We start from the raw sequence: 17,734 nt of genomic DNA, 5'->3' as shown, positions 1-17,734 counted from the left end.
ACCGCTAATTAATATGTACGCACTTTTGGTGGGAAAGCTTCACGCAGTTTTGGCTGCATATTCACTTCACGGCGTGTCATTGTTTCGGTTTGCGGTTGATATAATGTATGGCATAACCAGTTCGCATCATCACGTTCTGGGAAATCGAAACGGCTATGAGCACCACGACTTTCAGTACGGAAATTCGCAGATACCGCAGTGGCATAAGCTGTTTCCATCAAGTTGTCTAATTCTAAGCATTCAATACGCTGTGTATTAAATTCACTTGAATTATCATCGAGTCGTGCATTTTGTAAGCGCTCACGAATGACTTTCAGTTCTTCTAAGCCTTTTGCCATTGCATCACCTTCACGGAATACCGAGAAGTTATGTTGCATACAAGATTGCAGTGCTTTACGGATCTCAACAGGATCTTCACCAGAACGGTTGTTTTCCCAGCGGTGTAAACGAGTTAATGCAGCTTCAACATCGGAGTCACTGGCATCGCGCATTGTGCCTTGTTCCATCAGTGATTCTTTTAAATGAACACCGGCTGAACGACCGAATACAACGAGGTCTAACAGTGAGTTACCCCCTAAACGGTTTGCACCATGAACAGAAACACAAGCGATTTCACCAACAGCAAACAATCCTGGAATAACCACATCTTCGCCCTTTTCATTCACACGAATGGCTTGACCAGTCACCTTCGTTGGGATCCCTCCCATCATATAGTGACAAGTAGGAATAACAGGAATTGGCTCTTTAACTGGGTCAACATGTGCGAATGTACGAGAAAGATCGAGAATACCCGGTAAACGTGATTCAAGGACCTCTTTACCCAGATGATCAAGTTTCAATTTCGCATGAGGACCCCAAGGGCCATCACAACCACGACCTTCACGAATTTCAATCATGATTGAACGAGCCACTACGTCACGACCCGCAAGGTCTTTGGCATTTGGTGCATAACGCTCCATAAAGCGTTCACCGTCTTTATTCAACAGATATCCGCCTTCACCACGGCAACCTTCAGTCACTAATACACCTGCACCTGCGATGCCTGTTGGATGGAATTGCCACATTTCCATATCTTGTAGTGGAACACCTGCACGAACGGCCATACCGACACCATCACCTGTATTGATATGCGCATTCGTGGTGGATTGATAAATACGACCAGCACCGCCCGTAGCTAAAATAGTGGCATTAGCTTTGAAATAAACCACTTCACCGGTTTCAATGCAAATTGCAGTACACCCGACAATATCACCATCTTGGTTTTTCACGAGATCCAGTGAGTACCACTCAGAAAAGATAGTTGTGTGATTTTTTAAATTTTGCTGATATAGGGTATGCAATAATGCGTGCCCAGTACGGTCAGCCGCTGCCGCAGTACGTGCCGCTTGTTCGCCACCAAAGTTCTTAGATTGACCACCAAATGGACGTTGATAAATACGGCCATCATCTAAGCGAGAAAATGGAAGCCCCATATGTTCCAGTTCTAAAATTGCTTCAGGACCGGTTTTACACATATATTCGATAGCATCTTGGTCACCGATATAGTCGGAACCTTTTACGGTATCGTACATGTGCCATTCCCAGTTGTCCTCATGGGTATTACCAAGTGCAACAGTGATACCTCCTTGAGCGGAAACAGTATGAGAACGAGTAGGAAAAACTTTAGAAATCAGTGCACAAGACAGACCCATTTGAGAAATCTGTAAAGCGGCACGCATACCGGCACCACCTGCACCAATAACAACTGCATCAAACTCTCTTACTGGCAGATTCATTACACACCCCACACCACAATTGTTCCATAAATAAGATAAACCAACAGCGCAACAACAATAATCAGTTGTAAAGTCAGGCGTAATGCCAGAGGTTTAATATAGTCCGTTAACACCTGCCACATTCCGATCCACGCATGAATAAGAATAGAAAGCAGAGTCAAAATGGTGAACACTTTGGTTAAGGATGAGCTAAAGAACCCACGCCATACTTCATAGGTAATTTCTGTGGTTGCAATAAAACCCACAAGGTAAAGAACATATAAAACGATGATGATGGCTGAGGCACGCAGAAATAACCAATCCTGTATGCCAGTACGGCCTAAAGTAGAAGAATTACTTACCATACTAAAACCCCCGCCAATATTGATAAAATAACCGTAATAATCATGGATGCAGCCGCCGAATTGCGACCTACAACCAAGGTTTCATCAATAAAGCCGAAGTCCATTAGCATATGGCGAATACCACCACAAATATGGTAGGCCAATGCCGTTAGGATGCCCCACAAAATAAACTTTGCGAAGAAACCAGTCATGATTTCAGCTGCTTGCTGAAAACCTTCAGGAGAGGAGAGAGAGGTGCCAAGTAACCACAGTAAGATACCCACTGCGACTAACATGATAACCCCAGAGACACGATGCAAGATCGATGCGATAGCAGGGAGTGGAAACTGTATCGTCTGTAAATCCAGATTGACAGGTCTTTGTTTTTTCACAATTTATGCCCACACAGCTTTTATAATTTTTCCTTCCTCCGGACCTGGATGGAAATCAAACAGCGAATGGGGTACAAAGGCACATTTTAAGTAAAATGTTAAATCCGTCTATTTTACAGAAAGTGTGGATTCGTTACGCTGGTTCTCCATACAACAACGGTTCCGGAGACCTGCGCGCAGTATAAGTGCTTCACAAACTTATTACAATTACCACACAACTTGTGTGCCCGACATTTGCCTCGAACAGTGAGAAGGATCACTATTTAATACATCTGATGCAAAAATGATTATCACTTTTGACACATGTACAACATTTTTATTACATTTACTGCATTATTTTAATGTTTATGTTTTTTTTGTGCGCAAACTCGCTTCCAGAAACCTCAAACTTGTGTAAAAGTGTTAGCAGTACTAATTCTAAGAGCATTGCATAAAAAAGCACCTAAAAAACATAACATCAAAAGCTCCTTAACATAAGTGACACACTATAGACCTAGGCATGACGGGCATTAAATAAAACTCATCTGGGTACCTTACATCAACTATAGTTTCACTATCGAAGTGCATCTTTATGAAGATACCCTCGACTTTGTTAGGAGACATATAAGCGCTAAGGAGATTATAAATGGCTGATAACAAAGCTAAGCTAACGATTGATGAAACATCTGTAGACTTGGACGTTCTATCCCCTACACTCGGTTCCAAAGTTATTGATATTCGTACTCTCGGCTCCAAAGGTTATTACACCTATGATCCCGGCTTTACCTCAACCGCATCTTGTGAGTCAAAAATCACCTATATTGATGGTGAAAACGGTATCTTACTTCACCGTGGTTTCCCTATCGGGCAATTAGCGACAGAATCAACATACTTGGAAGTTTGCTATATCCTTCTATATGGTGAAGCACCAACGCAGGAGCAATACGATAAATTTAAAACGACGGTTACTCGCCATACCATGATCCATGAACAAATTACTCGGCTGTTCAATGGGTTCCGTCGTGACTCACATCCAATGGCTGTATTGTGTGGTGTGACAGGGGCTTTAGCTGCGTTCTATCATGACGCACTGGATGTCAGTAACCCAGTTCACCGCGATATCACAGCTTATCGTCTATTATCCAAAATGCCGACAGTCGCGGCAATGTGTTACAAATACTCTATTGGTCAACCGTTCGTTTATCCAAAAAATGACCTTTCTTATGCTGGTAACTTCTTACACATGATGTTTGCAACACCGTGTGAAGAGTATGTGGTCAATCCAGTACTTGAACGTGCAATGGATAGAATTTTTATTCTTCATGCTGATCACGAACAAAATGCATCAACATCTACAGTACGTACCGCAGGCTCTTCTGGTGCAAATCCATTTGCCTGTATTGCAGCAGGTATCGCGTCACTTTGGGGACCAGCTCATGGTGGTGCAAACGAAGCGTGTCTACGTATGCTAGAAGAGATCAAAACCGTTGAACACATTCCTGAATTCATTAAACGTGCAAAAGATAAAAATGACTCCTTCCGTTTAATGGGCTTTGGTCACCGTGTTTACAAGAACTATGATCCTCGTGCAACAGTTATGCGTGAAACCTGTCATGAAGTGTTAAAAGAATTAAACCTCAATGACAGCTTACTTGAAGTGGCAATGGAATTAGAACGTATTGCCCTAAACGACCCGTATTTTATTGAGAAAAAACTGTACCCTAACGTTGACTTTTACTCTGGTATTATCCTTAAAGCGTTAGGTATTCCATCGAATATGTTTACTGTTATTTTTGCTATTGCACGTACAATTGGTTGGATTGCTCACTGGAATGAAATGCACGAAGATGGTTTGAAAATTGCGCGTCCTCGTCAGCTTTATACCGGTTATGATGAACGCAAATTTAAAAGTGAAATTAAAAAGAAATAATTGAGGTTTATTAATTATTTATCTTGCTAAGCCCCGTTTAAATCGGGGCTTTATGTTTTAAAGTTATCGATAAAATCCAATCAGCTTTTCAAATATTCTTGCGGTGTTTGCCCTGTCATTTTTTTGAAAAAAGTAATAAAGGCGCTGTCACTGGCAAATCCTAATATCTGGCTAATATCAATATAGCGATGATGGGTAGCTAATAATTCAATTGCTTTCATTAATCGCCATTGTTGGCGCCATTGTTGATAACTCAACCCCGTTTCTTTGTAAAATAAGCGTGTAATAGTTTTTTCACTCGCCCCGACACATTTCGCCATTTCTTGTAACGGTGGTGGCAAATCATCAAATGATAAACGCTTTAATCGCCTATCTTTCGGCATAGATAAATGATTAGGTTGCCGTTGTGCATATGCTATTTCATCAAAGAAAACCGCTAATAGATTTGCATAACGCCCTTCTTCCCATTGCGTATCAAAATCAGCAACAGAAATACGCTCAAGTATTTCCCGCAAAAGAGGAGAAAGCGTAAATATCTCACTCTCACTTGGAAATTTATCATGATATTTATCGGAAATATAAACAGAGCGATATCCCACAGAGGCATACATTTCGACTCGATGTTCTAATTTTGCAGGGATCCACGCAATTCTCATGGGGGGTAATACAGAAACGCGAGAGGCCAAAGTGATTCGCATACACCCTGACTGCGTAAATAATAATTGCCCTCTATCGTGAGAATGAAACCCAGAGTCGTGCTTTCCCATTTCTGCTGCAATACCGACGACTGATGCAAGATGCTCTTCTGGCACAAAGTGGTCGTATTGATTAAGCCAGGCCATTATTTGTCCTATTTGAAATATAATATGTCTTTATGTTTATAACAAGACACTCATTATCTCTGTATTCTGTCATTCAGATTTAAAGATGTAGGATAAAAAAAATGAACAGAAAACTCTCTTTATGGTTAGCAATTGCGTTAATGATGTTTCCGCAAATTGCAGAAACCATTTATAGCCCAGCACTGACTGACATCTCAAATGGCTTTCATGTCAGTGCAAATGAAGCAGGGCAAACACTTTCGCTCTATTTCTTTGCGTTTGCATTAGGGGTCATTATATGGGGTCGATTATGTGATGTCATTGGGCGTCGTCCGACAATGTTAGCTGGATTGGTTATTTATGCTATTGCTTGTCTTGGCGTATTTGTGACAAAAGATTTTTCAGTCTTATTGGGATTACGTATGCTTTCTGCTTTTGGTGCTGCGGTAGGCTCAGTGGGCACACAAACTATTATGCGTGATGTCTATAGTGGTGATGAATTAGCGAAAGTTTTCTCAGTAATGGGCGCTGCTATCGCATTAAGTCCAGCAATAGGTATGTTAAGTGGTTCATTATTAGTCAGTTATGCAGGCTATCAAGGCGTTTTTAGTGGTCTTGCCTTTCTTGCTATTATTTTATTGTTATGGAGTACTTTTGCCTTACCAGAAAGTCGCCCTGAAACGATAAAAACTACGCCTATTGGTAAAACTGCAATAAAAATGCTGAAAGATAAGCAAATTGCCAAAACAATATTATTAATTGCCTTTTTTAATATCAGTCTATTTGCTTATTATCAATTAGCTCCTTTTATGTTTGATAAACAAGGATATAGTACAAGTACCTTTGGCTATAGTGGCATTATATTAGCAATGGGAGTAGGCATAGGCTCTTATATTAATAAAGCACTATTAAACCACCATTGGCAATGTGAGAAATTAGTGTTACTTGCTAGTTTTATTGCGTTGATTAGTGCAGTCGGTGTTTATTTATTACGTAATCACATTAGTTTTATTATTCCAATGATGACAAGTGTCGTTGCTTATGGCATTGCTATTCCAAATATCTTGGCCACTGCCCTAGCACAATATAAAGATCGTTTAGGCACTGCGGGGGCATTATTAGGCTTGTTCTACTATTTATTAATTGGTGGTGGACTTGCACTTGCAGGATGGGGACAAAGTTTATCAATCACCTTACTAATTTGTAGTCTAGGTTCATTGCTACTCTCTTTATCTCGCCAAATAGAAAAATAATTAATTTAAAAGAGCCTCTTATCAATATAAGTGGCTCTTTTTATTTTATGATATTCATATAAAATCAAAAGGAACAAAATCCCTTAAAAATACGGGATTGTTAACACTTATTTACCTTTATTTCTGACTGTTATTTTTTTAATCAATTTAGCTAAGTGTTAACGCTTATTTTATTAAACAGACAATTCTTAATCTTTTTAAATCCCACAAAAAAACACCTTTATTATCACCTCTTCATTTTCAGCACTTTTTCCTGATATAGCGTTTTATATAATGAAGAATTGAATATTAATAAAGTTAGATCGGCTTTTTCAGTGTTTATATCTATAAATTTAACAAATGGGATGCCTAGGTTTTATTTTCAATAGTGATAATCAAATTGTTCGTTTTGCTATTTCATGGTAAAAAAAACTGTTTATCCATACATAGCTTAAGGAACTGGCGTGATAAAAAAAATCTTAGACCTCCTCCCTCTTTTTGGGAAAAAAGACGTCGATATTACTGAAAAATATCTTCAAGAATCTCTTGTACTGCTTGCTATATTTGATGAAAGTTTACCTAAACGTGCATTAGATTATGTACTTACAGGCAAAAACCCAGAAATTCTTTTTGAATTAAATAAACTGGATGCAGCAAAAGCAGCCGTTTATTTTCATCGTGCAGGAACATTAGAATGGTGGTACGCCAGTAATGTTGATACAGGAAAATATAATAAAGTTATCACCCAAGGTCTTAATGCCCGCCATAAACTTTACTCTAAAGTTGGCGAAAGCTTTTCCTTAGAACAAGTCGCTCGTTATGCAAAAGTCATTGCCGCTGCATGCCAAGATATCAATATCAAAGTGACAACAACTGAAGTACCGACTTGGGTTATTTACCTGTTAGTTGATGCGTTTTACACCACTTATGATAATGCACGTAATCTTAATTTAGAACATCGTAAACATTGGAGTATGGAATTTATCGCCAATATGGTCGAAGCTGAGGCCAATATTGCGGGTGAAAATGCATTATTCGCCGTATTTGATAGAAAAGATATCTCTGAATACTATGCTTCTAATCTTAAGCGTATTTATGAACTTCGTGATTTAAAAGATTATCTGCTTTCACATCAAGAATTTATTAGAACAGCACTCATTGAAAAACTATCAGCAAATGGTTTAGTCGAGCTAATTAATTACTTAAATAAAAATACAGTATTACGTGACACTTTTGCAGATATTATTGTTTTACTGGCCACCAGCAGTTTAAAAACAGTAAAAAAAACCGCGGAACCTATTTTAAATACTTTACCAGCAGAGATCGTAAAAGAAAATTTAACTCATGTTTTAATGAAGGGTACACCGAAACAACGTGCACAAGCTGCTGACTTATTTGCTCGCCAAGGTGAAAATCGCGGTGTACTTGAAGAAGCCTTAAAACATGAAACCTCAAAAACGGTCATCAAGAGCATTGAAAGTGCCCTACAACGTTTTAGTGTTGCTGATAATGCAAATACTGTTGAAGCCATCGAAGTGCCTGACTTTACACCATTAGAAGATACGCCGTTACCCGATAGTGCCCGTGATATTATGGTCAATAACTTCAATGAAATGTTAGTTAAAGCAAAGGAAAATGCAGAACGTGAAATTGAAGAAAATAAAACGGCTAAACACTCTTATAATTGGGCACAACGCCATTATAAAGATTTATCTAAAATTGATGAAAAACAGTGTCGCGCATTAGTGGATAAACTCAATAGCGGACAGGGCACAATTCAATCAAATGAGATCCAAATAATCAAATACAAAAACCGTATTCCTAATTTACCTGAATACACGTTTTTCCATGCAGTACGCGTGATCACCAATAACCGCCAACATGCCGATCACTTTTCCTCTTACTATTTTAATGGTGAAATTCCTGAGCGCTTATTTAGTAATATTGAATTACGTCATATTGAAGATGTGCTACAACGTTGCAACTTTAAAAATGCAACCCGCCTTACTGCTGCATTATGTTTAGAATCTTATGAAGATAGCTTACGCCGTTTTCGTAAACCAGAACAAGTTTGGCCTTTCTTCTCTCAACATACTGATTACATTGCAGAAGCGTTAAACTTAATGCCAAATCAAAGTGAACACCGCTATCGCCAATTTGAAACATCACAAGGTATTGAAGTATTAAGTCGTTTCCCAACAATTCCTGCGCAATTTGTTCCACGCATCATGGAATTGGCATTAGGTGAAAATAAAACACACCGCGTTTCTGCACAAAAGTTATTAGAAACACTGCCTAATATTCATTTAAGTGCACAAGAAGGATTAACCTCTAGTAAACAAGAAATTCGTGTTACAGCCATTGAATGGCTAGCTCGCTTAAATAATCCGGATTCCTTACCTGCGCTTAATGCCTTATTGAAAAAAGAAAAACGCGAAGTAGTACGAGCCTCTTTACTTACTGCGTTAGAGCAACTAGGTGAAGATATTTCAAGCTATTTATCACCAAAAACATTATTAGCAGAAGCTGAAAAAGGCCTTAAAGCCAAAGCACCAGCAAGCCTTGCTTGGTTTAATTTCGATGCAATTCCCGCATTAACATGGGAAAACAAGAAAGCGGTTGATCCCGCAATTATTCGCTGGTGGATTATTCTGGCAGTAAAGTTAAAAATGCCTGGAGGTAACGCACTATTACAACGTTATATCAGCCTGCTTTCTACGGATAGTCAACATAAACTTTCAAGCTTTATTCTGCATACTTTTGTTGCTCAGGATATTAAAGGGCCATCACTAGAAGAAGCGATGATTGAAGCCCAACGTGAAGCGCCGGGGCGTTTAAGTAATTATCAAAACTGGGCTAAACGTTATCCTGAATATTATGCTAAATATGAAAACTTCACATTAGAACAAGTGGTTGAAGAGATTAAAAACGAGGTATTACGTCGTTATTTAGGCTCAGCAATCAGTGATAAAGGTATGCTTGCGCTTATCTGTGGCATTGAAGGCCATGTTGCGGTATCTGTATTACGCAACTATATGCGCGATCATTATCAGCGTCGTGCTCAAATTGAAGCGATGATTGATGCCGTTGCTTCAAGCAATGATCCGATTATCATCCAGCTTCTTCTTTCGTTATCTCGTCGTTATCGCACTGCATCTGTTCAGGAAAAAGCCCGTAATTTAGTTACGCAAATTGCGGAACGTAATGGCTGGAGTGCAGATGAGTTAGCTGATAGAACTATTCCAACCGCAGGTTTTGATGATACTGGAACATTAGTGCTGGAATATGGTGAACGTATTTTCACTGCAAAAATGGATGCAAAACAAAAACTTGTTCTGTTTAATCCAGAAGGCAAAGAAGTTAAGGCGTTACCTGCTGCGCGTAAAAATGACGATGCTGAGCTGATTAAAGAAGCGAAAAAGCTCTTCACTTCGAGTAAAAAAGAACTTAAACAAGTTATTGAGCTACAAAGTGTGCGTTTATATGAAGCGATGTGTGCTCAACGTCAATGGTTAAGTACAGATTGGCAAGAATACATTTTAGCTCACCCAATTATGCATAAATTAATTGAACAATTAGTTTGGCAGGAAGTTAAGGATGGCGAAGTGATCAATACGTTCCGCCCTTCTGATGATGGTGCATTACTTAACCTTGAAGATGACGAAGTCAGTTTACAAAACGATTCATTTATTCAATTAGCCCACGCGGCATTAGTTAATGAAGATGAACGCAAAGCATGGATTGCTCACTTTAAAGATTACAAAGTGAAGTTTTTGTTCTCACAAATGGAACATAAGATCCCTGAATTAGATCTAACGCAAACAGAGGTTGAAGACCGAAAAGGCTGGCTCACAGACACCTTCACTTTACGCGGTATTTTAACCAAAATGGGATATCAACGTGGCCCTGCTGAAGATGGTGGCTCGTTCTCCCACTATTACAAATTCTTCTCTAGTTTAAACTACTACGTCAATATCGGTTTCAGTGGTAGCTATGTGCCAGAAGAAAACATTCCTGCGGTCTTATTTGATTTAAGTTTTGAGAAAAATCAGCAAGATTACTGGGATCGCAATAATATTGAGCTAAAAGAAGTTCCGCCAATTTTATTAGCAGAAAGCTATGCTGATTATCTAAAAATCGCTGAAGCTTGTGCAGGATTCGATCCTGAATGGGAAAAGAAAACACCTTGGTAATAATTAGGGATAACTAGGAAAGAATATGGCTAAAAAAGCACCCGCAGATCAACAAGCAATCAGGGAAAGTGCTGAGGTTCGATTTGCTCAAGAGTTAGCGCGCTTAACAAAAGCAGATGTTAATAATCCTAAACCACAAGGATGGCTTCGCTCTCCTCGTGCTGTACGACAATTTATTTTAGGTGATGATGCATTAGGCGTCACACCTAAGTTTTTCGGCGACGATGCCTTGGTTGATCGCGCAATTGTCACATTATTAGGCAAGCAAGGTTTAATGCTAGTTGGTGAGCCAGGTACAGCAAAATCGATGCTCTCAGAGCTTTTTGCCGCTGCCATCAGTGGTGATTCAGGGCTAACTATTCAAGGCACTGCGGGCACTACAGAAGATCACATCAAGTACTCATGGAACTATGCGTTGTTATTAGCAGAAGGCCCAACAGAGCGCGCTTTAGTGGGATCGCCGCTTTATCAAGGTATGTTACAAGGTAAAATTGTTCGCTTTGAAGAGATAACCCGTTGTCCTCCTGAAATTCAGGACGTACTGGTTTCTTTGATGTCAGAAAAACAGTTAATGATCCCCGAAATGGGGGATGGTGCGCGTATTAGTGCAAAACCTGGATTTAACCTTATCGGTACAGCAAACTTACGTGATCGTGGTGTCCACGAGATGTCTGCCGCATTAAAACGTCGTTTTAATTTCGAAACGGTAAAACCCATTCGTGATCCAGCATTTGAAATCAGCTTAATTCAATCACAGCTAGAAAATGAATTAGGCTCTTTAGCTAATGAAGTGACGATACCTGTTGATGTAGTGGAATTACTGGTAACCACATTCCAAGAACTACGTTCAGGTAATACACAAGATGGCGGTAATATCAAAACCCCTGATGCGGTTATGTCAACCGCAGAAGCGGTGAACATTGCTTATGCTTGTGCCTTAGAAGCACATTATTTAGGTGATGGCGTAATGAATGCAGGTGCGATTGCGCGCCAATTAATCGGTGTTGTATTAAAAGACAATGCTGATGATATTAAACGTATTCGTTATTACATGGACAATGTCGCTAGAGAACGCGCAAGAAACAGCAAAGAGTGGAAAGCGTTCTTTGATGCATCAAAAGAGTTTTGGCAATAACACGCTGAAACTCATTGCTACACAATAAAATACGTTATTTATCAATTAAAGGCAGAGTTCACTGACTCTGCCTTTTCACCCAGAAAAGGGATCGACACGGTGACGCTACCTTCAATACCTTTGCCAGAAAGAATTGACCAAGCACGACTGAAATGGACGTCGTTACAGCAACAACATCTCTATTTTGCCCCTGTACGCCATCACAGCCCTGCTTGTGCTTATGCTGTTTTATCACTAATTGATTCGGTAAAGCCTGACTATATATTAATTGAAGGCCCTGATACCTTTAATTCTCTTATTCCAAGTCTGACTGATAAAGATACCCTGCCTCCAGTGGCTATTATGGGGCAAGCAGAATATTTGCATAATGATGGTAACCAAGAAGAGCGAGAAAAATCACTGCATTCTGCTTATTTCCCATTTTGTGAATATTCACCTGAATGGCAAGCATTGCGAGGTGGTTTACGCATCAATGCAAAAACACGCTTTATCGATTTGCCATGGGCGGCTCAAGTTAATAACGAAGAGTATAGTGATTCACAAAGTCGTAGCTTACAAAAAGAACGTTATTTAGCCCATAGTCAGTTTATTGCACAATTAGCCAAAAAATGTCATTGCCGTGACCATGATGATGTTTGGGAGCATCTTTTTGAGCTACGCAACATTGAAGCTTTAGCTGATTGGCAATCCCTCTTTAATGATACCTTTATTTGGTGTGCACTTGCGCGTCTTGATTATGAGCCAGAAGTACTTGGATCAGAAGGTTCTTCGCAACGTGAAGCACATATGCTCACTCATATTCAAACCATCAAACAACAAGAGCCCAATGCCAAGATTTTAATTGTAACAGGCGGATTTCATACCCTTGCATTAATTGAAGGTCTAACCAATTCACAATCTCAATCTTTCGCTATTTCTAGCACAGAGCAAAAGCAATTCACTAAAATGCAAAGAATGGCCGAAAAAGAACAAGCTTGGCTTATTCGCTACAGTTTTGACAGATTAGATGCACTTAATGGCTATGCTTCTGGTATGCCATCTCCAGCTTTTTATCAACAAGTTTGGCAAAGTTTAATGCAACAACATCATGATAAATTAGAAAATAATGGTCTTGCTAAACAGCCAACCCAAATTTATCGCAATAAAATGGGGATCGCATTTTTAAGCTCAGTGGCTCAATCTATTAGAGAAAAACAATTTGATAATCCACCTAGCTATTTAGCCGTAAAACTGGCTGCCGAGCAAAGTTTACGCCTTGCTTTACTTAGAGATCACGCTGGTATGGGTCGCTATGATTTGCTTGATGGTTTACAAAGTGCCTTTATTAAGGGCAGTTTAGATGATAGCCAAAGCGAGTTATGGACAGAAATTAAAACCTGTTTTTCAGGCTATCTATTAGGCAAAATTCCATTAGGTACGGCAACACCACCGTTGGTAAATGAAACCTATGAACGTGCCAAAAGTTTTCGTTTTAAACTTGATGATACATTAGTAAAAACCACGAAATGTGATGTTTACCGCAACCCTCAACATCGCTTAAGAAGTCGTTTTTTACATTTATTGGCTTTCTTAGAAATTCACTTTGCACATCGAATCAATGGCCCTGACTTTCTTTCTGGCCATCAATTGGATTTGTTGTTTGAAGAGTGGCAATACGCTTGGACACCCAATGTCGAAGGTGAATTGATTTCATTATCAGAGAAAGGCTCTCAACTTGAAGCCATCGCCTTAACTAAGTTGTTATCTATGGAAAAACAGCTTGAAGAACAAGGCCAAAGTCGTTCAAGCCAAAGTGCTGTCACTTTATTAACACAAGCAGCATTAATTGGGCTCCACCAGCGTATTCCATCATTATTTAAGTTGTTAGATAACTATATCCAACAAGATTTTCGCCTTGGGTCATTAACCCAATGTGGCCACAAATTAATTCATTTATGGCGAGGTCGCCAATACCTTGATATTACCGATGAGCTGACGCTTGAAAATCGCCTGCATCAAGTTATCCCTCAAGCATTCTTTTGTTTAGAACAACTCGCTCAAAGTGATGAGCAACAACAAGAAAGTAATTTACAAGCCCTACTCTCTTTACGTGAATTAATTGAATTTATGCCATCTCTCAATAATCAACATGATTATAAAAGCGACCTTTATCAGCAACTCAATCGCCTTGATGGACAACTAGATACTGTTCCTTTATTAAAAGGTGCTGTTGATGCATTACGTTATTTAGGCTCATATATTGACGAAACCACACTGACAAGCGCATTGAATGCCACTTTTAGTACGGGAAGTTCTCCTGAACAAGCCATTGGTTATTTTGTGGGAATTATGCGAACAGCACCAGAGCTTGTGATCCGCTTACCTTTATTGGTTGATCACTTAAATACCTTGTTACAGCAATGGGATGAAGAGCGTTTTATTCAGATCTTGCCTGATCTGCGTTTTGCATTTAGCCAACTTAATCCCAAGCAAAACACAGAGCTTGCACAATATATCGCCAGCGATATTGGTTTAGATACGCAAGCATTATCATTATGGCAGTCAGAATTTAGTGCTAAACAAATGATTGAAGCGACTAAGCTTAATCAAAAACTACAACAACGTATAATGGAACAAGGCATCATTTCTTGGTTTGATACTAAGAAAGCAGAGAACGGAGACAATGCCCATGAGTCAGCATAATGACGATATGCCTGAAGATAAAATACGACAAGCAAAACGCTGGCGCCTGATTTTGGGCCAATATGCTGATGACGCTCTTGGGCAAGCCACATTTAATGCCGAAGATCTTAAAGTTGAACGTACGCTCGATTTTCTTTATCGCCGAGAATACCAGCGGCGAGGCTTGCGCCAAGAGCGAGGACGCCATGGTTCACTCGATGCATCACAACTTACCGCGGTAAACTGGCTCAATCAAGCACGTAAGCTATTCCCTAATAGCACCTTTGAACGTATGCAATCACAAGCTATTGAACGTTATCAAATCAGTAGTTTTCTTAAAGATCCCAATACGTTAAAAGCAATGGAGCCCACGAAAGCGTTAGCCAAAACATTATTAAGCTTACGTGGGCGCATGAGTGAAGAAACGCGAGATGCCGTTAAAACCATTATTCGCAAAGTAGTTGAAGATATTTTACGTCAAATTCGCAATAACTTTCGCCAATCATTAACAGGTCGCCGTAATCGTTTTAGACGCTCTTTAGTGCCTAATAGTCGCAACTTTGATTGGCGTGCGACCATTGCTGCAAACTTAAAACATTACGATACTCAAAACCGCCGTTTAGTGATTGAAACACCTTACTTTAACTCACGGATGCAACAGCATTTTCCATGGGATGTTATTCTCTGCGTTGACCAAAGCGCGTCAATGTCTAGCTCCATTATGTATGCAGCTGTTTGTGCCAGTATTTTAGCCTCATTACCTGCCGTTAATGTCTCTTTAGTCGTTTTTGATACTCAAGTTGTCGATTTATCGCATTTGGCAGACGATCCCGTTGAAGTTTTAATGACGGTACAATTGGGAGGCGGTACTGATATCGCAGGTGCAATTCAATACTGTGAAAGTTTAGTCAAAAATCCCAAACGCACCGTTATTTCTCTTATCAGTGACTTTGAAGAAGGTGGCTCATTAAACCGCTTATTAGATTGCACACAACGTCTTAATAGCCAACAAGTTAAATTATTAGGTCTCGCGGCACTTGATGATGAAGCTCAACCTGTTTATGACTCTGCGATTGCACAAAAACTCGCAGACAGAGGTATGCAAGTTGCCGCCTTAACACCAGAACATTTCGCGCAATGGCTAGCTGAGGTAATGCAATGAGTTGGCAAACAGTTTACTTTCATTACGATGAAGATGCGCTCACAGTTTTTGCAAATGCAGGATTATTAAGACGCGCCAAAAAAGACCTTGATAACGAAAAAGTATCTCTCACTGATAGCAATACAGGGCAGTTCAGTAGTGATGGGCAAAATGTTGTTTTACACGAAGCGGGTATTCAACAAGCCAGTTGCGATTGTTCTGCATCAGGTTGCTGTAAACATATTTTAGCTGCTATTTTATGGCTCCAAGCTAATAATAATACTGATAATTCAAATAATGATAATAGTAGTGAAATATCATCAGAAGCCATTACTGAGCCTGTTGCAATCGTTCCTCTGTTACCCACATTATTTGCTCTTGATCCAGAAGCATTAATCAAAAAAGCGGGTAAACCTGCCTGTCGAACAGCGATTAAATTAATCGGACAGTGGGAAAACTCAACATTCAGCCTAGAAGACACAGGGACTCAATTAAAAATCCAACTTCCTGATGTTGATGAGCCTGTTATTTTCTTACAAGGTGGCGGATATGATGGCATGTTATCGCCTTTTTCTGACTCACAGAAAAAAGCCTTTCATCTCGCTATCGTGGCTAAATTATTTGAGCAACACACGAAACCTTGGACGTGGCCTGAAGATTTAATTACGGTGCAATCTTCTAAACATCCCCTGAATGATGAAGAAATAGCTCTAATTAATACCATTGAACAATTTATTGATGATTTATTACGCCAAGGGCTATCACATATCAGCTTAAGCAGTGCCACACAGTTACACTTATTAAATATGTCCGCTCGAGCGGAAGGTTTACCTCGTTTAGCGTCTTATTTACGAACATTAAGCACTCAAGTCAAACTGTTGGCAGAAAGACATTTCACCATGGATGAAAGCCATGTCTTGCGTTTATTAGCCCATGTTTCTGCCTATCTATTCCAATTATCTCATGCGACACCAGAGCAGTTAAAAACGTTACGAGGGCAACTTCGCCGTCAATATGATAATAAAAAAACTAGCCTTTCTCTTATTCCGGTTGGGGCAAATTGGTGGACAGCACAAAGTGGCGCATTAGGTGCAACCTTTACCTTTTGGGATAGCGAAGAAAAACAGCTATTACAAGCGACACAAGCACGTCCTAATCAGCTTGATACCTTATTTAATCGTTATGGTGTTTGGAACAGTTTGTCATTATGGAAACAAACTGCGGATAAATTAATGCGTCGTCCTTTTTTATTACAAGAACCCCGTATTTCTGATGAAGGAAAACTAGCCACTATTGGCGAGAGCTTTGCTCAAAATCACGCGGATTTTCTTGATATTACGGACTACAACAATTTGCAAACTGAGCTAGGCATCAATAACTGGCAAGATTTACCCGATTATTTTGCCCATCAAACAGAAGGATTTCTTTCCCCTCTGGTTCTGCATATCAAACACTACAAACCGTTAATTTGGTATGAAGTAGAGCAATGTGTGATTTGGGAAGTATCAGATAATCATAAAAATTCAGCTTTCTTGCGCCTTTATTGGGAAGGAACAACACAAAATAATCTAGAAGAATTGCGCTTTCTTACCAAAAAAGAGTTAGAAATTGTCGCAGTCACTGTGCAACCCGTTCGACGTGATCTCAATATAGACTTGTTGCCAACGACTATTTGGATCAGAACAGAGAGAGGCATCGAACTGTTTTATCTCGATTTTGACCAATTTCCACGTAAGAAAAAACAATCAGGCTTTATTAGCCGTATCCAAGAATATATGGCTAAACGTAAGCAACAAACAGTAATGCATCACAGTGAACCGACGTTAACACAAAAATTCTGTCGTCCTATTTTGTCCGTATTAGAAGCTCAAGCCTGTACTGGACGGGAATTACTCTCTGAAATGCAAAAAGAGCAATTAGAAATAAGCAAACACACCGCAGATGATTTAGGAATGACATTAATTGCTGAGCAATTAGCTTATTATTTGGCATTAACTTCCCGTGATCCACGGGCATTATTACAGTTAATTTGGCTATGCGATAATCTGCAACAATTGCAAAGTCCGTTACCTATTCAACTTAACGAGTAATTGGTATTAGCGAAAAAGCTACCTCTCTAATTAAAGAGAGGTAGCTTTTAAGATAGGAATAA

General features: G+C 39.5%; 11 protein-coding genes. 7 read left to right on the top strand and 4 right to left on the bottom strand.

What is annotated here, in order from left to right; genetic code table 11:
- Positions 1–8 precede the first annotated feature (8 nt).
- Genes sdhA through sdhC form a run of 3 tightly spaced genes read right to left on the bottom strand, consistent with a single transcriptional unit; the run spans position 9 to position 2,493 of the window.
- The gene (gene sdhA / locus GWI97_RS16520) at positions 9–1,775 is read right to left on the bottom strand and encodes a succinate dehydrogenase flavoprotein subunit (RefSeq protein WP_036938438.1); all 1,767 of its coding nucleotides are present in this window, start codon (positions 1,773–1,775) and stop codon (positions 9–11) included.
- Entirely contained in the window at positions 1,775–2,119 is a 345-nt protein-coding gene (gene sdhD, locus GWI97_RS16515; RefSeq protein ID WP_006537664.1) for a succinate dehydrogenase membrane anchor subunit, read from the bottom strand. The genes sdhA and sdhD overlap by 1 nt, the downstream gene beginning before the upstream one ends.
- Positions 2,113–2,493, bottom strand: coding sequence for a succinate dehydrogenase cytochrome b556 subunit (gene sdhC / locus GWI97_RS16510; RefSeq protein ID WP_123220776.1), 381 nt, complete (start codon positions 2,491–2,493; stop codon positions 2,113–2,115). The genes sdhD and sdhC overlap by 7 nt, the downstream gene beginning before the upstream one ends.
- A gap of 622 nt (positions 2,494–3,115) precedes the next feature.
- Between sdhC and GWI97_RS16505 the strand changes: the two genes are divergently transcribed.
- The gene (locus GWI97_RS16505; RefSeq protein WP_036938444.1) at positions 3,116–4,399 is read left to right on the top strand and encodes a citrate synthase; all 1,284 of its coding nucleotides are present in this window, start codon (positions 3,116–3,118) and stop codon (positions 4,397–4,399) included.
- Between the two features lie 80 nt (positions 4,400–4,479).
- On the opposite strand, the gene GWI97_RS16500 is transcribed toward GWI97_RS16505, so the two are convergent.
- Complete coding sequence (locus GWI97_RS16500) at positions 4,480–5,241, bottom strand: AraC family transcriptional regulator (protein WP_036938447.1); 762 nt, start codon at positions 5,239–5,241, stop codon at positions 4,480–4,482.
- 101 nt (positions 5,242–5,342) lie between these two features.
- Between GWI97_RS16500 and GWI97_RS16495 the strand changes: the two genes are divergently transcribed.
- The 6 genes from GWI97_RS16495 (at position 5,343) to GWI97_RS16470 (ending at position 17,672) form a co-directional block, all read left to right on the top strand.
- A complete protein-coding gene (locus GWI97_RS16495) occupies positions 5,343–6,473 on the top strand; it encodes a multidrug effflux MFS transporter (RefSeq protein WP_036938450.1) in 1,131 nt (376 codons plus the stop codon).
- Positions 6,474–6,916: 443 nt separating this feature from the next.
- Entirely contained in the window at positions 6,917–10,645 is a 3,729-nt protein-coding gene (locus GWI97_RS16490; RefSeq protein ID WP_036938453.1) for a DUF4132 domain-containing protein, read from the top strand.
- A 25-nt stretch (positions 10,646–10,670) separates the two neighbouring features.
- Complete coding sequence (locus GWI97_RS16485; RefSeq protein WP_036938456.1) at positions 10,671–11,780, top strand: ATP-binding protein; 1,110 nt, start codon at positions 10,671–10,673, stop codon at positions 11,778–11,780.
- A gap of 99 nt (positions 11,781–11,879) precedes the next feature.
- Positions 11,880–14,462 carry a DUF5682 family protein gene (locus GWI97_RS16480; protein ID WP_161681515.1) on the top strand — a complete coding sequence of 861 codons (2,583 nt, stop codon included), beginning with the start codon at positions 11,880–11,882 and terminating at the stop codon, positions 14,460–14,462.
- Positions 14,449–15,603 carry a VWA domain-containing protein gene (locus GWI97_RS16475; protein WP_036938461.1) on the top strand — a complete coding sequence of 385 codons (1,155 nt, stop codon included), beginning with the start codon at positions 14,449–14,451 and terminating at the stop codon, positions 15,601–15,603. Before GWI97_RS16480 ends, GWI97_RS16475 begins: the two co-directional genes overlap by 14 nt.
- Entirely contained in the window at positions 15,600–17,672 is a 2,073-nt protein-coding gene (locus tag GWI97_RS16470; protein ID WP_161681514.1) for an SWIM zinc finger family protein, read from the top strand. Before GWI97_RS16475 ends, GWI97_RS16470 begins: the two co-directional genes overlap by 4 nt.
- Positions 17,673–17,734 lie beyond the last annotated feature (62 nt).

The organism is Proteus sp. G2300 (assembly GCF_009915965.1).
GTDB classification, from domain to species: Bacteria; Pseudomonadota; Gammaproteobacteria; order Enterobacterales; family Enterobacteriaceae; genus Proteus; species Proteus vulgaris.
Note: the sequence above shows the minus strand (reverse complement) of the source record. Positions and strands in the feature narration are given on the sequence as shown.